The following is a 19617-nucleotide window of genomic DNA, read 5'->3' on the forward strand; positions in this document are numbered from 1 at the left end:
CCGGGCAATTACCAACCGGCAACAACTAACCGGCAACTGAATGATATTGGCAACTGATGCCCCCATCAAACTCGTCATCTGGGACCTCGACGACACGTTTTGGCAGGGCACGCTCTCGGAAGGAAGCGTAACGGCGCTGGAAGCCAACTTGCAACTGGTGCGCGATACGGCCGGCCGGGGCATTGTGCACACTATTGTGAGCAAGAACGACTTTGCTCCGGCCGAAGCCCGGCTGCGGGAGCTGGATATTTGGGAGTTGTTCGTATTTGCGCGCATCAGCTGGCAGCCCAAAGGTCCTATAATCAAGGAACTGCTGAGTCAGATGCAGCTGCGGGCCGCCAACGCCTTGTTTCTGGATGACAACCCCGCCAACCGGGCCGAGGCCCAGTTTTACAACCCCGACCTGCGCGTAGCCGACCCCATCGAACTGCCCCAACTGGCCCCGTTGCTACGCGCCAGCGGCCAGCCCGACCCCACGTTTGCCCGTCTCGAACAATACAAGCTGCTCGAACGCCAGCAGCAGGCCCGCACCCAGTACGACGACAACCTTGCTTTCCTGCGCGATGCCCGGGTGCAGGTGGAATTTCGGGAGGGGCCGGCCGCGGTGCTGCCTGATCTGGGCCGGCTCGAAGAGCTTATCAACCGCTCCAACCAGCTCAATTTCACCAAGCGCCGCATTACGCTGCCAGAGCTGGAAGCCAGCCTGCCCGGCCCGGCCCGCCGCTGGGGCACCGTGCGCGTCCACGACCGGTTTGGCAATTATGGCCTGGTAGGTATCTACTGCCTGAACGAGGCCGAAAACCGACTGGAGCAGTTCGTGTTTTCCTGCCGCATTCTACATCTGGGCATCGAGCAGTTCACCTACGCTCATCTGGGCTTTCCGAAGCTCGCCGTGCAGGGCGACGTAGCTACGGAGCTCAGCCAAACCGAAAAGCCCGATTGGATTACCGTACAAACTGCGTCCGCCACCGAAATTGCGGGCGCTCCGTCAACAGTGAGAATCGATAAGAAACTGCGGGTACTGCTCAAGGGTGGCTGCGACCTGGGCCAGCTTACGCCCTTTCTACAGGCCTTCGACCTCGACGTAACCGAGGAGTTCAACTTCAACAACGAGCACCAGATCCCGGTGCATCTAGAGCACACGTTGCTGCTGCGCGCCACCCGCGAGTGGCCCGCCGCCGAGCAACAGCGCTTGGCTGCCACTCTGCCCTTTCTGGGTCGCGAGGCCTTGGAAACGCGCCTCTGGGAGCCCGGTTACGACGTGCTGGTGTACAGCGCACTGATGGATTATACCCAGCCGCTGTACCGCGAGCGAACCACCGGCCACCGCGTGCCCTTCGGGGCCTACCAGGACATTACGGCCGAGCCGCCCGCCGCGCTAGCCGGCCGCTACGCCCAGCGTCATTTCCAGGGCCTGGATGAAAATTTTCTGCACTACTTCGCCCGCGAGTTTGAGCACGAAGGCCCAATTTCGCCCGCCGAATTTCAGCAGAACCTGCACTGGCTACGAGCCCAGGTACCGGCCCACGTGCCCATCTTCCTGCTCAACGGATCCGAAATCGAAGTGCTCGACTCGGGCGAAACCGGGGCCCGGGCGCGCCATGAACACATGAACCAAGCGCTGGCAGAGTTCGTGGCTTCCGCCGAAAACTGCTTCCTGCTGGATGTGCGGGCGTTTGTACAAACGCCCGCCGACGTTAGCAATAACCTGCGCCACTACCACCGCCGCCACTACCGCACCCTGGCCCAGCAGTTGGCCCAGGCTATCGGCGCGTGGCAGGGGCAGGGCCTGGCCCACTCCACTTGGGCTGACTGGAAAGCCCGCGCCATTGGCCTACTGCCGGTTAAGCTGCGCGGCGGGTTGGGGCTATAATAAGTGGGTGAAAGTAGGAGTGAATAAACGTCATTCTGAGCGCAGCGCAACGTAGTCGAAGAATCTCTACCGCTTCGTTGCAGTCAACTAAATTACCACTACAGTAGAGATTCTTCGACTCCGGCTGCGCCTTCGCTCAGAATGACAGTTCTTCTCTCTTATTTCTCAACCAGCTTGGCCAACCTTTCCGTGAGGACGCGGCGCGAGTAGCGGGCGGGGCGAGGACCGGGTAGGTCGAGGTTAGGGTTGATGCGCCAGCGGGCTACCAAGCCTTCGAATGCTTCGACCAGGTCGGCGTAGGCATGGGGGGGCAGGGTGTGACCGGCCCCGGTTTCACGCAGCAGCAGGTCGGCATCGGAGTCGAGTGGCCCCACGCACAGAATGGGCTTGTTGGCGGCCAGGTACTCGAACACTTTGCCCGGCAGAATGCCCCGGTTGTTGGCCACGTCCGGAATGACCAGCAGCAGCGCCGTGCTCCGCAGCAGATAGCCCACCGACTCGTGGTGCGGCACGAAGGCCACAAACTCGGTGCGTTCGGCCAGCCCCGCCGCGGCTACCTGCTGCCGGATGCCGTCGGAAACCTTGCCTACGAAGCGCAGCCGTAGCGGCACGTCGGGGTGGCGGCGGGCGCATTCGGCCGTTGCGGCCAGCAAATGGTCGAGGCGGTAAGTATCGGCAATGGTGCCGGTATGCGTTATCAGCAGCGCATCGGTGGGCGGCTGGCTGGGCTCCCGAAAATCGGCCTCGTCGTAGCCGTTGGGCAGCACCGTGATTTTGTCGGGGTCGATTTTGGCCGACTTAGCTTCGAAAATCCGCTTGGTGTGGGGGCTGGTTACCAGCACTACATCGGCCTGCTCCAGCACCTGGCGCTCGTAGCGGGCATCGAGCCAGCGGGCGGGCGGCAGGTGGTTCAGCTCCTTGTAGTAGTAGATATCGGTCCAGGGGTCGCGCAAATCAGCCAACCAGCGCAGGCCATAGCGGCGCTTTAACTCAAGTCCGACAAGTTGGGTGGAGTGAGGGGGCGAAGAGGTGAGCACTGCATCAAACTGCTCGCCGGCGGCTACCAGTTGGGCCACGGCATCAAGCACGAAGTAGTTCCAGCCCCGGCGCGCATCCGGAATGAACAGATTGCCGCGCACAAACTTGAACAGCTGCTGGCTCGGGCTCGTCTTGCTCTCGCCCACAAAGCCCCCGTAGGGTACCTGCCGCCGGCCCGTCAGGCGCTTGTAGCTGTCGAAAGGCTCAAACGTACTCGTCCGAATCACGCGCACGCTCGCTGGCACATCGGCGGCCAGGCTCTCATCGAGTACCGGGTAAGCTGCCTGCGCCGCATCGACGGTGATAACCGTGGGCTCTATGCCGAACTCGGGCAGATGCTTAACGAACTTAAGGCTGCGCTGCACGCCTGCCCCGCCCGAAGGCGGCCAGTAGTAGGTAATAACAAGCAGGCGAAGCGGACGGATAGAATCGGGCACAGTGCGGCGGGCGGGCGGTGAACTCGCGAAGGTAACGCGCTGGCGGCTTTTCGGGCTTTTCTGGTTACTTTTGGAGGCCGACTTACCCCAGTCTTATGTTCCCGCGCCATATCTGCCGACAACTCCGACATCCTCGCGCTGCTAAGTAACCTGCTCTGCGCCACTGATTGTCAAACCGCTACGTTGCGCAACGAAATGTGCCAAACTACCTAAAAAATCAACGGCCTATTTGAGTAGATGTCTAGCTAGTCTATAGCAAGAATGGTCTGTGATTTATCTGTTGAGAAATAGATGAATATTTGTATCTTACTAGGCTTTGTTGCAAATAAAAATCCCAGTAGAATATGGCTGTAATAGAAGTAAAGCGAGAAAAGGAATATGCTGGTATGCTAGTAAACTACAAGGTCATTATCGATGGTATCGAAGTAGGAAGCGTTGCGAATGGGCAAGCAGTCGAGTTTATAGTTGAACCCGGTACTCACTCGTTAGATTCTAGCGTAAGCTGGTGTGGTAGCCTCAAACTGCCATTTGAGATAGAAGAGGGGGAGAGGAAGAAGTTTGTGATAAGAGGCCCGGAAGGCTCTAAAGAATTTCCCTGGCGCAATTTTGCTTTCATTTTTTTGTTTTTTGCGTCTTATGCTCTCAGGTTATATTGGCTACGTAACCACGGGACAGGCTATCAATATATCTATGTGATGTTATTTTTGCCGTTGATGTTTATGTTTTTATCGCGCGAAATAAATACAAAAAATATTATATATCAAACGCTAGCAAAGAGAAAAGAGTATTTAAAAATTTTTGAACTGTAGCCATAGGTATTTAAAATGCCAGTAGTTTCATTAGTATCCAGCGTACCACCAAATGTTCGATAATCTCTCAACCAAGCTCGACAAAGCCTTTAAAACCCTTAAAGGCCAGGGCAGCATCACCGAAATCAACGTCGCGGCCACCGTAAAGGAAATCCGCCGGGCCTTGGTGGACGCCGACGTGAACTACAAGGTGGCCAAGGAAGTTACCGATAAAATCAAGGAAGAGGCCATGGGCCGCGACGTACTGGTAGCCGTGTCGCCGGGCCAGTTGATGACTAAAATCGTCTATGATGAGCTCACCCAGCTCATGGGCGGCGAAAAGCAGGACATTCAGGTGAAGGGCGACCCGGCCGTGATTCTGCTCTCAGGTCTGCAGGGCTCGGGTAAAACCACCTTCGCCGGCAAGCTGGCCGCCCACCTCAAAAAGCAGGGCCGCCAAGTGCTGCTCGTGGCCTGCGACGTGTACCGCCCCGCCGCCATCGACCAGCTGAAAGTGCTGGCCGAGCAGGTGGGTGTCGATGTATACTCGGAGCCGGAGAACAAGAACCCGGTGGACATTTCGCGCAATGCCGTGGAGTTTGCGCGCAAAAACAACAAGAAGGTCGTTATCATCGATACCGCCGGCCGCCTGGCCGTCGATGAGCAGATGATGGCCGAAATCGAGCAGGTGAAGCGGGCCGTAAACCCCTCCGAAACGCTGTTCGTGGTGGATTCGATGACGGGCCAAGACGCCGTGAATACGGCCAAAACCTTCAATGACCGCCTCAACTTCGACGGCGTGGTGCTCACCAAGCTCGACGGCGACTCGCGCGGTGGTGCGGCCCTCAGCATCCGGGCCGTGGTTGAAAAGCCCATCAAGTTCATCTCGACGGGCGAGAAGATGGAAGCCCTCGACCTGTTTTACCCCGACCGCATGGCCCAGCGCATCCTGGGCATGGGCGACGTGATTTCGCTGGTTGAACGCGCGCAGCAGCAGTTCGATGAGGAGGAAGCCAAGCGCATAAACCAGAAGATCCGCAAAAACCAGTTCAACTTCGACGACTTCCTTTCTCAGTTGGAGCAGATCAAGAAGATGGGCAACATCAAGGATCTGGTGGGCATGATTCCGGGCGTGGGCAAGGCCATGAAGGATGTGGAAATCGACGACGATGCCTTCAAGCCGATCGAGGCCATCATCAAGAGCATGACGCCCAAGGAGCGGGCCCAGCCCGAGCTGCTCAACGGCTCGCGCCGCAAGCGCCTGGCCCAGGGTTCGGGCACCGATATTCAGCAGGTAAACGCCCTGATGAAGCAGTTCGAGGATATGCGCAAGGTGATGCGCACCATGAACAAGATGAGCAGCACCAAAGGTGGTATGGCCCAGATGGCCAAAATGATGGGCATGAAAGGCCCGCTCCGCTAGATCAGGGATTAGCGCTGATTGCTATGTGTAGCAATTCTTTATGGCCCCGGTAGCAACTGCTACCGGGGCCGTTTGGTGTTTATTCCCGCTCGAAGGGGTTGGCGGGCACTACCAGCAACACTTTTTCACGCTCGATTGCTACCTGCCCCGGCTTGGCGCCGCGGGGTTTGCGCACGTATTTTTTTGGCGTGTAGGTAACGGGGCACAACGAATCGTTTTGACGCTTGGAATACCAGGCGGCCAGTTGGGCGGCCCGCTCCAACACCGGCGCGGGTACTGGCTGGCCGGCCCGCTGCCGGATAACGACGTGCGAGCCGGTCACGTCCTTGGCATGTAGCCAGAGGTCGTCTTTGTGAGCGTAGCGTTGGGTCAGCAGATCGTTGTTGACAGCGTTGCGGCCCACCAGAATCGTGAAGCCGGAGTCTTCGAACACCTTGAACGGCAGCTCAGCGGCGGCGGCTTTGGTAGCGGCGGCGGCATCGAGGCCGTGCTGCTTGCGCCACTGCCGCAACGCCCGCAACTCGCCGACGGGCAAGGCAGCCAGCTCCTCCAGCCGCTCCAGCGCCCCGAAAGCTTCGGTTTCGCGGCGCTCGGCGCGCTCGGCCAGCTCGCGGGTTTCACGTTGCTGGTTTTTGGCCTTGCGGTACAGGTTCTGGGCCGTGCGTTGGGGCGTTTCGGCAGGCTTAAGCTTAATGACGCGCCGCTGGCCGGGCTGATAGAAGTCCTCGACTTCCACCTCGGCGGCGCCAGCCGGAATCTGGCTCAGGTGGGCCATAATCAGGTCGGCGGTCTGGCGGTAGCCGCTAGTGTTTTCGAGGGCGTGCAAGCGGTTGCGGGCATGCTGGGCGGCCGTGGTGGCGGTATCGGCGCGTTTTTCCAGCAGCAGCTGCACCTGGCGCAGCTCGGTTTCGTAGGCCTGCCGACCCAGCAACCGCGGCACGTAGCGGCGCAGTGCCCCGATGGGGTCGTCGACCGGTAGCTCGGCCTCAATAGCACCTATGGGCAGCAGGCTGAGGCGGGTGCGGTTGTCGAGCCGCACGATGTAAAAGGCGGCGGTCTGCTCCAACTGGCCTACTACCTGCGCTACCAGTCCGCGCTTGGTTTCCAGCGGAGCGGGGTCGTAACCCAGGGTGCGCAGGTAGGCCCGGCCCAGGTCGCCAAGGGCGGGGTAGGCCTTGGCCGGGTCCGTTACTGGGTCAGTAACGGCTTCGGTGGTAGGAGTAGTTGGTGCGCGCAGGTCGGCATCGGCGAGGTAACGCGGGTGGAATAATTCGGCCGGGCTTGTTGAGTCGGCGGGGTGAAACACCGCGTTGGGCCGGGTGCCGTATAGCTTGAGTATGAGCCGGGCCCCATCCGTGAAGTTTAGCTCCAGCACTCGGTCGTGGGGCCAGGCGGCCACGGCGGCCACCTGCTGGCCCAGCAGGCCGGGTAACAAATCCACGGAGTTTTGGCGGGTGCGTTGGAAGCTTTCGGGCAGAGCCAGCAGCGTGCCGGCGGCGGCCAGCGTGAGCTTCAGCCAAAACTCGGCTTCGCCGTTGGTAAGGCCGATAACCAGCTCATCGCGCTCCTGCGAAAAGCAGGCAACCACCCGGTAGCCGATTAACTGGCGGGTGAGAGCTGGGGCAAGTTGGCGCAGAAAGTAGTAATTGGAGGGCATAAGCGCGACGAGTTAAACAGCAGCCCCGCATCCCGAAAGCGCACCGGGCCGGCCGGGGCACAAATAACGCAGGAATCAGCCGGAAAGGGCCATGCAACCATTCTCGCTAACCCGGAATCATTCGCAAAGCAGTAGCTCCATATACTATGATGTCCTGCTGTCAGCTAAACTATTTATCCGCATGAAAAACCTTCTTTACCTGCTGCTGGCGCTATTGCTGCCGCTGCTGGCTGCTGCCTGCTCGACCAAGTACTCTGACGCCGTACCACGAACGGTTGTTGCCGCTTTCTACCAGGATTTTACCCTGCAGTACAGCCAGACGGCCACACTACCCCAGGCTTCGCAACCTGAATTGACGGTGCTGGTCGAAGAGTTGGACTACCAGATTTGCCCGAAAAACGCGCGCTGCTCCCTGCCCGATCTGGTTTCACCTACGTTGGCCGTTACAGGTGTCGACGGGCAGACGCAGCTGCTGAAAATGCCTTCTGCCGGCCAGCAGCAGATAAACAGCAGCCTAGCTGCTGATACAGTGAGTATTCGGGCCAATGGCCGGCGCTACGTGGTGTATTATAAGAACTGGGGCGGTGATTTCGACCAAGACAAACCAGCCCGGGAAGACTTCCGGTTGACTTTTCGGGTAGCGAAACCCTGACCTGCGCAACGCAACTGGCAGGGGTTTTACAGCCGCTCCAGTTCGGTACGGGTCCGTTCGCTGGCTGCCTGGTCGCCCGTGTTTACGGTCGATTTGGGTTCGATCATTAAAATCCAGGTTTCGGCGGCAGAGTGGGGGCGGTGGTCGGTGCCGCGGGGTACTACCAGCAGCTCGCCCGGGTTGAGCTCGGCGGTGGTGCCGTCGCGGAAGTCAATCAGCAGCTGGCCCTTCACTACTATAAACAGTTCGTCTTCGGCCGCGTGGTTGTGCCAGATGAACTCGCCCTGCACCCGCGCAATTTTCAGGTGCTGGTCATTCAGTTCCCCAATCACCCGCGGATTCCAGTGGTCGGTGAACTGCGCAAACTTGTCTTCGAGGCGGATAACCTTCATTGTTCAGATTTTGCAAGTGCTTGAAACGGCCTGCATGTGTGCTTCAGCTAAATTCCATATCACTAAACGCCAGCCAAAACCTACTGGCAGCCCACCACCAAGCCGTCGTAGGCCAGGCGGATGTTTTCCGGAAGGGTAGCTTCCACATCGTGGTGGCGGCCCAGCTGATGGCTGATGTGGGTGAGGTAGCCGCGGGCCGGCGCTAAGTCTTCGAGAATGGCAACGGCCTGCTGCAGCGTGAAGTGCGAAATGTGCTGCTCGTGGCGCAGGGCATTGAGCACGATGATTTCGGAGCCACGCATCAGCTCCATCGACTCGGGGCTGAGGTAATTGGCATCGGTGATGTAGGTGAACCCGCCTACCCGGTAGCCCAGCACCGGCAATTTGTAGTGCAGCGCCCGAATGGGCTGAAACAACACACCGGCCACCTCAAAAGCGTCCGTGTCGTTTTCAATCGGGTATGTTTCTACCTGTGGTACGCCGGGGTATTTGTGGTCAGCAAAAATATAGGCGTACTCCTGCCGCAACTGCGCCAGCACCCGGGGCTCGGCATGCAAAGGCATATCCTGCTGCTGCCGGAAGTTGTAGGCCCGGATATCGTCGAGCCCGCCCGTATGGTCCTTGTGCTCGTGGGTAAATACTACGGCATCGAGGTGGTCGACCTGCGCGCGCAACACTTGCTGCCGGAAATCGGGGCCCGAGTCGATGATGATGCTTTTGCCGGCTACCTGCAGGTGCACCGATACGCGCAGGCGCTTGTCGCGGTAGTCAACTGAGCGGCATACGTTGCAGGTGCACCCGATTACGGGTACTCCCTGCGACGTACCCGTACCCAGAAACGTGATTTGCATAGGGGAGAAGTGAGACTATTGAGAGGTGAGAAGTGCGACTACGTTGCTACGGTGCAAACGTCAGAACAAAGTCTCACCTCTCACCTCTCCATAGTCGCACTTCTCCTTTAGCCTACGTACTGCTTCACTACGCGCACCAGGGCGTCGAAATCGAGCGGCTTGGGCAGGTAATCGGTTACGCCGGCCTCGCGGAACTGCTCCATCGAGTAGTTGTTGGCGTTGCCGGTAATGGCAATTACCGGGATTTTGGCAATGCGCGGGTCGGCGTTACGGCGGATTTCGCGGGTGCACTCCATCCCGTCCTTCACCGGAATATTAATGTCCATCAGCACACAGTCGATGGGCTGGCTTTCGATTTGCCGAATGACTTCGCCCCCGTTTTTGGCTGATACAATACGGTACTGCTGCAGCTCCAGAATCTTTTTTGTGAGATTGAGGATAACGGAGCTGTCCTCGGCGATGAGAATGGTTTTGGCGTTTAGGTTTTCCATAGGAAGTAGGCAGAGAGGAAGTTGAGTGGGTAAAGAGAGTGCACCGGGGCATAGGAATCCCGCCCGTTAGGGCGCTTGCGTCAGGGTAGGGTAAATGACTCTGAATTCTGCAAATAAAACAAGTAAAAGTTGAAAATCAGCCGGGGTATTTTCTGTATGCTGGGCGCGCAGCTTGTGTTCCAGACTCTTAACACTTTCGGCTAGCGCCAAAACCCCTAACGTAAAGCCCGTGCCCTTGAGTTGGTGCAGGTGAGGCAGTATAGCGGCGTACTCGCCAGCGGCCACCAGCGCCGCCGCTTCGCTCAGTACTTGGTCGGCTTCCTGCTCGAAATCGGTGTAGAGCTGGGCCGCGAACTCACCGCCTCCCAGTTGGCGCAGCTGCTCCACAATGGCCATATCAATCACCACAATTCCTGGGGTGGCTTCGGCTGGCAGTGTAGCGGCAGCAGGCTCGGCGGTCTGGGCACTGGTGGCTGGGGCCGCCGGCGCGGCAGTGGCGGCACTGGGCACCTGGCTGAGTACGGCTTGGGCGGCAGGGCTGCTCCAGCGGCGCAGCATGGCATATAAATCCTGGCTTTTTACGGGTTTGGCAATGTAGTCGTCCATGCCTTCCTCCACAAAGCGCTTGGCGTCTTCGCGCATCGAGTAGGCCGTCATGGCTACTATCGGCGGGCAACTGAGACCGAGGCGGCGGCGGATTTCGCGCATGGCCGTGATACCGTCCATTTCGGGCATCTGAATGTCCATAAATATCAGGTCGTAGCGGGTGTCGGGCGCAATAGCCCGGCTAATGGCCTCGAAGCCGTCGGCGGCCACCGTTACCGTGCAGCCCAGCTTATCGAGCAGGCGCGAGGCCACTTTCTGATTGATGGGGTTGTCGTCGACGAGCAGAATGCGCGGGTTGGTTTCGAAGCGCACCACTTCCTGCGGCCGCTCGCGCGCCAGCCGGCGCTCCTGCATAATCTCCTCCTCATTGTAAGCCATCTGGCAGCGGATGGTAAACCAGAAGGTCGAGCCCTCGCCCACGTTGGAGTATACCCCAATTTCGCCACCCAGCATATCGGCCAGCTGCTTGCTGATGGCCAGCCCCAGGCCAGTTCCGCCAAACGCTTTAGTGGGCGTGGTATCGAGCTGGGTGAAGTTGGTAAAGAGCAGCTTCTCATCGTCGGGCGAAATGCCGATGCCCGAGTCCTGCACCGCAAAGCGCAGTTCGTACATATCCTCAAATGCTCCTTCGGCATCAGCGTCAGCTGTTTCCTTCGCTTCGGCGGCCACCACCGATACCACGATGCTGACCGTGCCCTGCGAAGTAAACTTAATAGCGTTGGAGGTGAGGTTGCTCAGAATCTGGAGCAGGCGCGTTTCGTCGGTGATGATGAAACGCGGCGTGTTGGGCGTGAGATGATAGGTGAACTTGAGCCGTTTCTGGCTGGCGCGGTTCGAGAACAGCGAGTATATTTTCTCGAGGGTGTAGTGCAGATCGATGCCCGACTCGTTGAGCTGGAGCTTGCCGGCCTGGATTTTCGACAGGTCCAGAATATCGTTCAGAATGGCCAGCAGCGCATCCGACGACTTGCGCAGCGTGTCCACATACTCCTCCTGCTCCTCGCTGGCCACCGTTTGGTGCAGCAGGTCAATCATGCCAATGATGCCGTTCATGGGCGTGCGCAGTTCGTGGCTCATGTTGGCCAGAAACAGCGTTTTGGCCTCCAAAGCCTGCTCGGCGGCTTCTTTGGCCAGGCGCAGGTCGTCCTGCATCTGCTTGAGGCCGGTAATGTCGCGCCCGATGCCTTCCGTTCCGTTCAGCTGGCTGCCGGCCGCGTCGCCCAGCAGCCGGCGCGCGTTCACCAACACACTCACAGCGTGGCCATCCTTATGGCGCATGGCCACCTCAAAGTTGCGCGCTTCGCCTAGCTCTCGCACCTGCTGCAACAAGTTGTCGCGCTCCTGCGGATTGATGTAAAAATCGCCAATAAACCGCCCCACAGCCTCCTCGGGGTGGTAGCCCAGCATGTCGTACACCGAGGGGCTGAGCAGCGTAATGAGGCCCTGCGTATCGGTTCGGTAGTACACATCCTGAAACGACTCGAAAATGGCGCGGAATTTCTCTTCCTGAGCCACCAGCTCCAGCTGCGAGCGTTTTTTGTCGGTGATGTCGTGGGCAATGCCCGAAATTTCCTCAAACGAACCGTCTTCGAGGTAGATAGGGTTGAGGTAGATTTCGCGCCACGAGTCCTGGCCTTTCGCATCGCGCAGGCGCACCTCGAAACGTTGCGGGTGCCCCTGAAACGCGCGACGATAATTGCTGATGAATGCTTCGCGGGCCTGGGGGTCCATCAGGGCCACATCGGCCTGCCACATATTCATGCCCAGAGTGGGGTACACCCCGTTGCGGCGCAGGAAATAAGCGGCGTAGTTGCGGTTGAAGGAAGCCAGCCGGGCGCGGGTATCCAACGACCACATCAGGTGCGAGCCGCTCTCGAAAATAGCGTTCAGTCGGGCGTTCTGCTTCTGAATCTGGACCTCGTTGCGCTTGCGCTCAATGGCCAGCGCCACCTGGTTGGAGATGAAGTGCAGAATCTCGATGTCGGAGGGCGCGTAGGCATCGGCCTTCTGGTAGTCCTGCACCGCAATTACCCCGATAATTCGCTCGCCAATACTCAGCGGCGAGCACAGCATCACCTCCGGCATCAGGCCGTAGGCCGTTACAGACCCATCGGACACCAGCTGCTGCAGGTCTTCGCGCAGCAGGTACAGCGGCCGGCCCGTGCGGATAATATGCTCCGAAACCCCCGTTGAGAAGGGCCGCGTCATCATGGCCTGCTCGCCGGGGGCATTCTGATCGACGAAATAGGCAAACTGCAGTTGGGTGCGGGCCTCGTCGCAGAGGGCGATGTAGAAGTTGTTGGTTTCAATAATCTTGCTCAGCTCCCGATGGATAGCCCCGTACAGGGAGAGCAGATCTTTGGAGCTGATAGCAAGGTTAGCGATGCTGTAATACACCTTCTGCAGCCGCTCGGCCTTTATCCGGTCGGTGATATCGTGCAGAATGGCGCGGGTGCTCACCGGCTCGTTGTCCTGCCAGGAGCAGGAAATGGAGCCAATCAAATGGATGGGCTTGCCCGATTTGGTCAGGAAAACGGTTTCGAGCTTGTTGACCTTCTCGCCCTTATAGAGGTTGCGTAGTTGGTAAAGCAGCTTGGCCTTGTAGTACGGATGCACTACGCTGGCCAGGGTCAGCGACGGTAGCTCCTCGTCATCGTAGCCGAGCTTTTCCTTCCAGGCCTTGTTCACGAACAGAAAGCGGTTGTCGATGCTCAGGTTCTGAATCAGGTCGTGGGCATTGTCGAGAAAGTCCTGCAGGCGGTTGCGGTTATCGGTCAGCGCCCGCACGGCTACCTGCTTGTCGGTGATGTCGCGGCCCACGAACAGCACGCCGGTAATGGCCCCATCAATGTCGCGCTCAAACTCGGAGTGCCAGAAGAAGGTGCGCCCCCGGCCATAAATCGTCAGCAGCGAGTGCTCAAAGAAATCCTGTACTTCCTGCGTTTCAAGTGCCCGCTGAAAGGCGTAGCGGCGGGGCTCCTGCTCGCTGGGAGGGGCAAACAGGCCGAAATACTCCTGCCCAATCAGTGTGTCAACCAAATGCCCGGTTACTTCACAGAAGTAGGTGTTTACATCCTGGATGAAGCCTTTGCGGTCAAGTAGCAGGTAACACATGCCGGCCCGACTGAGCACGTCGCGCAGCTGGCCGCGCGAAAAACTTTCGGAAGGTGCGTCGGTGGTTTCTGTAGCTGGTGTCGTAGAAGCGTAGTGCTGCAAGTCGCGTAGGGCCAGCAGCAGCAGTGGTTCGTCCTCGGACGTTGGCCCGGCCAGACGGCTAACGAGGGCCCGGGCCGCAAGCCGGTCGCCCCCGCCGGCCTGCTGCCCGTGCCAGCGCCACGAGTGCGCCTCGCCCGACTGAGCACAGGCTACCAGCAACTCGTGCATTTCGGCTTCGGTAGCAGGCTCGGCATCTGCTGCGGGCGTATCAGATGCCGCGAAAGCCATCAGGCCGGTGCCCAGCAGCACGGCGCGGGTGGTGTTCAGGTAGTCTACAGCGCGCTGGTTGCAGTCGAGCAGGGCACCACGCGTGTCGTAAAGCAGCAGTCCATCAGCCGATTGCTCGAACAGTGCCCGATAGATATCGGGCGAAAGTGCGGCGAATTTTTTGGCGGCCGAGTTGCTCGGAGAAGAAGGCATGTGGGAGGCAGAGAATGGCAAAATGGCTTCCCCAACAAGCGGGTCCCCGAACGAAGTTCTTAAATTGGGGACAATTCCCGAATAATCCATCTTTTTGCGCTGCTAACCCTGCTACCTGCTTTGCCGCCCCGTCTGGTTTTCACTGTTACCACCGACCTAAATTACGACCAGCGAATGCAGCGCATCTGTGCCTCGCTGGCTCGCGCCGGTTATACCGTGCTGCTGGTAGGCCGTCAGGGGCCAGCTTCGCAACCATTGTGTCCGCAGCCGTACGTCCAGCACCGGCTGCGCTGCTTTTTTCAGCGCGGAAAAATATTCTATATAGAATACAACCTGCGCCTGCTGCTGTTTCTGGCGGGCCAGCGGGCGGCGGCCTGGTGCGCCATCGACCTCGATACGGCCCTGCCCGTGTGGCTGCGGGCCCGGCTGGGCGGGCAACCCTTGGTATACGATGCCCACGAGCTGTTTACCGAGGTGCCCGAAGTGGTGGCCCGGCCCCGGGTGCAGCGGCTGTGGCGCTGGGTTGAAAACTTTATTGTGCCCCGCGCGGCGCTGGCTTATACCGTTGGGCCGGCCCTGGGCCGGCTGTTCGAGCAGCGCCACGGCCGACCTTTCGCGGTGGTGCGCAACATCAGCCGCCTCGCCGATGAGGAGCTGCCGCCGGCCCCCAGCGCTGCGCCGGCCGGCGGCTTTATTCTGTACCAGGGCGCGCTAAACGCCGGCCGGGGCCTGGAGGAGTTGCTGGCTGCTATGCCGCATATACATGGCCGGCTGGTGCTCTGTGGCGAGGGTGACCTGTCGCACAGTCTGCGCCGGCAGGCCAAGGAGCTGGGGTTGCTGGAGTCGGGGCAAGTGGAGTTTCGGGGCTTCGTGCGGCCCGACGAGCTGCGCGAGCTGACCCGCCACGCCACGGTGGGCGTGAACCTGCTGCGCAATGTAGGCCTGAGCTACTACTACTCGCTGGCCAACAAGTTCTTCGACTACCTGCACGCCGGCGTGCCGCAGGTAGTCATCGATTTTCCGGAGTACCGTACCCTCAACGAGCAGTACGACGTGGCCGATCTGGTGCCCGACCTGGAACCGGCCACGCTGGCCGCCGCCCTCAACCGCCTGCTGCCCGGCGGCAACGCGGCCCGCTACCAGCAACTGGCTGAAAATGCCCGCCGCGCCCGCCCGCTGCTTAGCTGGCAGCACGAGGAGCAGGAGCTGCTGCGACTTTACGCCGCGCTGCTGCCCAACGCCCAAATAGCTGGCGCGGCCGGCGCGTAAGCCCGAATCGGCCGTAGCTTTGTGGCTTCTTACGTGCTCCTATGAACCCGCCCGCCAACCTGACTGCTTCCGCCGAACCAACGCTGCTCGTACTTACGGGCCCAACGGCTGTGGGCAAAACGGCACTGTGCGTAGAGTTGGCCCAACGCCTGAGCACCGAAATTGTGTCGGCCGATTCGCGGCAGTTTTTCCGGGAGCTGAGCATCGGTACGGCTAAGCCCACCGCGGCCGAAATGGGCGGCGTGCGGCACCATTTCATCGACTCGCATAGCATTGCCGACGAGTACAATGCCGGCCGCTTCGAGCAGGAGGCGCTGGCGCGGCTGGCCGACATGTTTGAGCGCCACAAAACCGTTATCCTGACTGGGGGCTCGGGTTTGTACCTGCAGGCCGTTACCGAGGGGCTCGACGATTTGCCAGCTGCGCCGCCCGAAATCCGGGCTGGTCTGCACGTCGAGCTGGCGGCCCACGGGCTGGAGCCGTTGGTAGCGGAGCTGGCCCGCCTCGACCCGGTAGCCCACGGCCGTATCGATCTGCAGAACCACCAGCGCGTGTTGCGGGCGCTGGAAATATGTCGAGCTACCGGGCAGCCTTTCAGCTCGTTCCATGGCCGCAAAACAACCGAGCGACCCTTCCGCATCATCAAAATCGCCCTCACTCGTGAGCGGGAAGAACTATACCGGCGCATTGATGAACGGATGGACCTGATGCTGGCCGCCGGACTGGAGGCCGAAGCCCGCGCGCTGTATCCGTACCGCCACCACAACGCCCTGCAAACGGTGGGCTACCAGGAGCTATTCAGCTATTTTGAAGGCCACTACGATTACGCTGAGGCCGTGCGCCTACTCAAGCGAAACTCGCGCCGCTACGCCAAGCGCCAGCTGGCCTGGCTGCGCCGCGACCCGCAGTACCAGTGGCTACACCCAAATGAGGTGCCGGGCTGGCTGGCTGAGCAGTTGGGGTAATAACAGTCTATCCGGCTTCTGGGCTCTGCCTTATTTCCATTGCAGACTATTGATGTGCTGGCCGATTTTGCGGCCCTCGCGTAAGCCCACTTCATTGTCTTGGCGGGAGTGGATGCCGCCCAGAAAGCGCGAGAGGGCCGATTCTTCGGCCGTTTCCCAGAACGAGTGATAGGTGCGGGCCTTGAAGTCGGTGGCCCGGGCTATGTCGCGCCCACGGCCCACGTGCGAATCGTCGGTGAAGGTGAGGTTGCCGTAGAGACCCTCCAGCACCACGGCCGTGGCCGCCGACTGCGTGGCGTGCCCCGAAGAGTAGCCCGGAAACGGCGGCGCGGGCCAGAACGGTACCCAGTCGGGGTCGATAAAGCGGCGCACGAAGGTGTAGGGCCGCTCGTTGTTGAAGGTGTATTTGCACTTCCAGCAGATGATGAAAGCATCGGCCACGGCAATGCCCGTGCGGGCAAAGGTTTCGGCCGCCTTCCCCAGGTCGGCTTGCGTGGTAGTTACCACGATGCGGGCCAGATTGTAGGAGTGGCCGGGGGGCGTAAAGGTGTCGCTTGGGTCGTCGGCCCACCACACGGCTATTTCCTTTTCCTGCTGCGTCAGGCCAATGTTTTTGGCGTACACCTCGAGGTATTGCGCGTAGTACTGCGAGGTGGGCGAGGGGGAGTAGGGGAGTGGCGCAGGCATTGGCATGGCCGCATCAAGAGCTAGGAAAGTGCGGTTATTGCCCCAATAGGGTTGCATTGGCCGCAGGCCGTTCTCGGTGGGCTGCCAGTCGCCGGGGTTGGTGGTAGGTACGTAGCCGGCCGGGAAGTTGCGCAGGTAGCCCTCGTGGCCGCCATCAGTTTTCGACCACGCGAATATGGCCTCCGCCACGGCCCGGCCATAGGCAGCCGAACGCTCGGCCGTGGCCGCGTCGGGGCCGGCATACGCGCGGGCCAGAGCATCCTTCAGCGAGTCGATGCGGGCGTGGCTGGCAGCAGGGGCGTTGGCAAACAGGTTTTTCAGGATGTGGGCCTGGGCTGCGTTTGCGCATAGCGGCCAGCGGTAATCCCGTCCGGTTTCGGGTTGGGGCAGACTGCCAAGCTGCTGGAGCTGGCCGGCCAGCGAGCGGCGCCCCGGTATACCTGCCACCACCGACTCGTACAGCGTGAGACCGGCGTAGCCCAGCGCCCGCGCCGCAACGGGCGGCGTAAAGCCGGGGCTCTGGCGCACGAGCTGCAGCGTGAGGGTGCTCCACTTGGTAGCCACCGCCGCATCATAGCTGCTGGTTGGCGCTACGACTGGCGTAACCTCCGGTTCCGGCTGGCAGCTACTCAGCAGTCCCAGTATCAGCAGCGCCAAGCTGGTAAGTAGCCGCTGCCGCAGCAGAGAGTAGATTTTCAGCATATAGAGGGGCCAATAAAACAATTATCAGGAGAAATCATCTAGATAAATATAGCTTTAAGAGCGATATATTCATAAAAAATATTAAATTATTTATCGTAAACACTCCTTACTTGCGCATTTAGCCGTCAGCTGGCTAAATAATATGTCCTGGCTTTTCTGACAGAATCAATGGCAGTTTTCCAATGGCAGCTCGCGGAACAGTAGTCACGGCAACAGCAGAAACGGCAAAAAAAACTGCCAGCATCCGGAGGCGCTGGCAGAAAGTGCTGTTGGTAAAAAAGATGCCTGAGGCAGACGCTAGGCGTTCAGGATTTCCACCATCCGCATGAAGCTCTGATTGATAAGCTTGCGTTTGTGAATGGTGTCGGCGAAGGGCGTGTACACGAGCTTGCGGTCCACGATGCCGGCCATCACATTGTGCATGCCATTCATCAGGCCTTCCACGGCTGCAATGCCGATTTGCGAGGCCAGCATTCGGTCGGCGGCTGAAGGGGCACCGCCGCGCTGAATGTGGCCGATAATAGTAACGCGGGTATCGAGCTGCGGTATGGCGGCCTTCACCTGCCGCGCTACTTCATGGGCGTTGCCTTCCTCGTCGCCCTCGGCAATAACTACCAGAAACGAGGTTTTGGAGCGGTTGCGGCCATTTCTGAGCGTTGCAATTACCGCTTCGGTCGAGAGCTGGGTTTCAGGAATCATCACGATTTCGGCCCCACCCCCAATGGCGCAGGGAATGGCAATATAGCCCGAGTCGCGGCCCATTACCTCCACAAAAAAGCACCGGTCGTGCGAGTCGGCCGTATCCCTGATTTTGTCAATAGCCTCCAGGGCCGTGTTTACGGCAGTGTCGTAGCCAATAGTATAATCGGTGCCATACAGGTCGTTGTCGATGGTACCGGGCGCGCCCACTATCGGAATGCCGAATTCCTGCTCGAAAAGCGTGGCCCCGGTAAACGTGCCGTTGCCGCCAATGGCCACCAGCCCGTCGATACCGTGGTTTACAAGCTGATCGAAGGCTAGCTGCCGGCCTTCGCGGGTCTGGAACGTCTGGCTGCGGGCTGATTTAAGAATGGTACCGCCTTTTTGAATCGTATTGGAAACCGAGGCAGAATCGAGCTTTACGAACTCGCCTTTCACCATGCCGCTGTAACCGCGCATGATGCCGTACACCTCGATGCCGTGGTAAACGGCCGTGCGAACCACGGCCCGGATGCAGGCGTTCATACCGGGCGCGTCGCCTCCACTGGTGAAAACTGCAATGCGCTTTATCATACTCATCTGGCTCTTACTTATGGGCAAAACCGGCCCACCGGACCGGAACCGGTAAAGATGCGGAATTTGCGCCGAAAGTATGTTCCTAGCCCAGTTAAATGCAAAGCGGCCACCAGTAGAGTTAACCGTTTGCCCGGCGCCTGCGTATCGACCTTATTGCTATTGGTTGTTAAAGCCCTAACTTAACTTTCGTTGCGGCCGGGTGGCCCCGCTCCGGGGGCACCCGGGTACCTTCGCCCATCTCCGTCCTCCCCTGCCAACTACCCGCCCCATGTTTGGTTTTTTTGAAAATGAGCAGACCAGAAAGGTTAAAAGCCATCTAGTAAACTTGGCCGCGCTGGCTAAGGCCGACGGGCACATCGACGAGCGGGAAATGAACTTCATTGTGGCCGTGGGCCGCAAAAGTGGTATGCGCGCCGGCGAAGTGCGTGCGTTGGTGGGCAACACCAGTGCCCATGATATGCTGCTGCCCGACAACGACTCGGAGCGCTTCGACCAGATTTTTGACCTCGTGGACATGATGCTGGCCGACGGTGTGGTAGACGACACCGAAATGCGCTTCTGCATCGATATGGCCCAGCGCCTGGGCTTTGCCCCCAACGTTGTCGCCAGCCTCGTGCGTAGCATCTCACAGGGCGTGCGCGACGGATTACCCCGCGAACGGGTCAAATCTGAAGCTATGGCGCTGTTGAGCAATTAAAAATCGAGAGCCAAGAATTAAACGTGCTGTCGAACGTCTCGTTACGGGCCAGGTGTGTAGTCCCGGCGAGGAGAGGGTCAGGTTCCGGGTAAAATTAGTTGGGTGGGTTTGTCACTGAGTACACGCATATCCGTGCGGGGCGAGCCCGCGCATACTCTTCAGGCGCTTAGCGTAGTTA

Annotated in this window: 15 protein-coding genes; 7 read left to right on the forward strand and 8 right to left on the reverse strand. The window is 59.5% G+C overall.

Annotated elements, in window-relative coordinates; translation table 11 throughout:
• Positions 1 to 40: 40 nt before the first annotated feature.
• Positions 41 to 1873, forward strand: coding sequence for a hypothetical protein (locus HW556_RS10055; RefSeq protein ID WP_176899889.1), 1833 nt, complete (start codon positions 41 to 43; stop codon positions 1871 to 1873).
• A gap of 158 nt (positions 1874 to 2031) precedes the next feature.
• On the opposite strand, the gene HW556_RS10060 is transcribed toward HW556_RS10055, so the two are convergent.
• Positions 2032 to 3348 carry a glycosyltransferase family 4 protein gene (locus HW556_RS10060; protein ID WP_317170509.1) on the reverse strand — a complete coding sequence of 439 codons (1317 nt, stop codon included), beginning with the start codon at positions 3346 to 3348 and terminating at the stop codon, positions 2032 to 2034.
• 344 nt (positions 3349 to 3692) lie between these two features.
• On the opposite strand from HW556_RS10060, the gene HW556_RS10065 reads away from it, so the two are divergent.
• Both HW556_RS10065 and ffh read left to right on the forward strand, forming a co-directional pair.
• A complete protein-coding gene (locus tag HW556_RS10065; protein ID WP_176899890.1) occupies positions 3693 to 4157 on the forward strand; it encodes a hypothetical protein in 465 nt (154 codons plus the stop codon).
• A gap of 52 nt (positions 4158 to 4209) precedes the next feature.
• Positions 4210 to 5559 carry a signal recognition particle protein gene (gene ffh, locus HW556_RS10070; protein ID WP_176899891.1) on the forward strand — a complete coding sequence of 450 codons (1350 nt, stop codon included), beginning with the start codon at positions 4210 to 4212 and terminating at the stop codon, positions 5557 to 5559.
• A 79-nt stretch (positions 5560 to 5638) separates the two neighbouring features.
• Here the strand turns inward: ffh and HW556_RS10075 are convergent, their stop codons facing one another.
• The gene (locus HW556_RS10075; RefSeq protein WP_176899892.1) at positions 5639 to 7216 is read right to left on the reverse strand and encodes an NFACT RNA binding domain-containing protein; all 1578 of its coding nucleotides are present in this window, start codon (positions 7214 to 7216) and stop codon (positions 5639 to 5641) included.
• Between the two features lie 181 nt (positions 7217 to 7397).
• Between HW556_RS10075 and HW556_RS10080 the strand changes: the two genes are divergently transcribed.
• Positions 7398 to 7868 (forward strand): hypothetical protein, encoded by a 471-nt coding sequence (locus tag HW556_RS10080; protein ID WP_176899893.1) that lies wholly within the window; start codon positions 7398 to 7400, stop codon positions 7866 to 7868.
• Positions 7869 to 7894: 26 nt separating this feature from the next.
• On the opposite strand, the gene HW556_RS10085 is transcribed toward HW556_RS10080, so the two are convergent.
• From HW556_RS10085 to HW556_RS10100, 4 genes are all read right to left on the reverse strand, one after another.
• A complete protein-coding gene (locus tag HW556_RS10085) occupies positions 7895 to 8260 on the reverse strand; it encodes a cupin domain-containing protein (protein ID WP_176899894.1) in 366 nt (121 codons plus the stop codon).
• A gap of 80 nt (positions 8261 to 8340) precedes the next feature.
• The gene (locus HW556_RS10090; RefSeq protein ID WP_176899895.1) at positions 8341 to 9111 is read right to left on the reverse strand and encodes an MBL fold metallo-hydrolase; all 771 of its coding nucleotides are present in this window, start codon (positions 9109 to 9111) and stop codon (positions 8341 to 8343) included.
• 107 nt (positions 9112 to 9218) lie between these two features.
• Positions 9219 to 9602 (reverse strand): response regulator, encoded by a 384-nt coding sequence (locus tag HW556_RS10095; protein ID WP_176899896.1) that lies wholly within the window; start codon positions 9600 to 9602, stop codon positions 9219 to 9221.
• 66 nt (positions 9603 to 9668) lie between these two features.
• Positions 9669 to 13844 carry a PAS domain S-box protein gene (locus tag HW556_RS10100; RefSeq protein WP_176899897.1) on the reverse strand — a complete coding sequence of 1392 codons (4176 nt, stop codon included), beginning with the start codon at positions 13842 to 13844 and terminating at the stop codon, positions 9669 to 9671.
• A 120-nt stretch (positions 13845 to 13964) separates the two neighbouring features.
• Here HW556_RS10100 and HW556_RS10105 point away from each other — a divergent pair, with 120 nt between their 5' ends.
• A complete protein-coding gene (locus tag HW556_RS10105; RefSeq protein WP_176899898.1) occupies positions 13965 to 15113 on the forward strand; it encodes a glycosyltransferase in 1149 nt (382 codons plus the stop codon).
• 41 nt (positions 15114 to 15154) lie between these two features.
• Entirely contained in the window at positions 15155 to 16078 is a 924-nt protein-coding gene (gene miaA / locus HW556_RS10110; protein WP_176899899.1) for a tRNA (adenosine(37)-N6)-dimethylallyltransferase MiaA, read from the forward strand.
• A 30-nt stretch (positions 16079 to 16108) separates the two neighbouring features.
• On the opposite strand, the gene HW556_RS10115 is transcribed toward miaA, so the two are convergent.
• Positions 16109 to 17467 carry a vanadium-dependent haloperoxidase gene (locus HW556_RS10115; protein ID WP_176899900.1) on the reverse strand — a complete coding sequence of 453 codons (1359 nt, stop codon included), beginning with the start codon at positions 17465 to 17467 and terminating at the stop codon, positions 16109 to 16111.
• Positions 17468 to 17764: 297 nt separating this feature from the next.
• Positions 17765 to 18736 (reverse strand): 6-phosphofructokinase, encoded by a 972-nt coding sequence (pfkA, locus tag HW556_RS10120; protein WP_176899908.1) that lies wholly within the window; start codon positions 18734 to 18736, stop codon positions 17765 to 17767.
• A gap of 331 nt (positions 18737 to 19067) precedes the next feature.
• Between pfkA and HW556_RS10125 the strand changes: the two genes are divergently transcribed.
• Positions 19068 to 19439, forward strand: a complete 372-nt coding sequence (locus HW556_RS10125) for a tellurite resistance TerB family protein (RefSeq protein WP_246289602.1) — start codon at positions 19068 to 19070, stop codon at positions 19437 to 19439.
• The last annotated feature ends 178 nt before the right edge of the window (positions 19440 to 19617 follow it).

Source organism: Hymenobacter terrestris (genome assembly GCF_013377905.1).
In the GTDB taxonomy this organism is placed as follows: Bacteria; Bacteroidota; Bacteroidia; order Cytophagales; family Hymenobacteraceae; genus Hymenobacter; species Hymenobacter terrestris.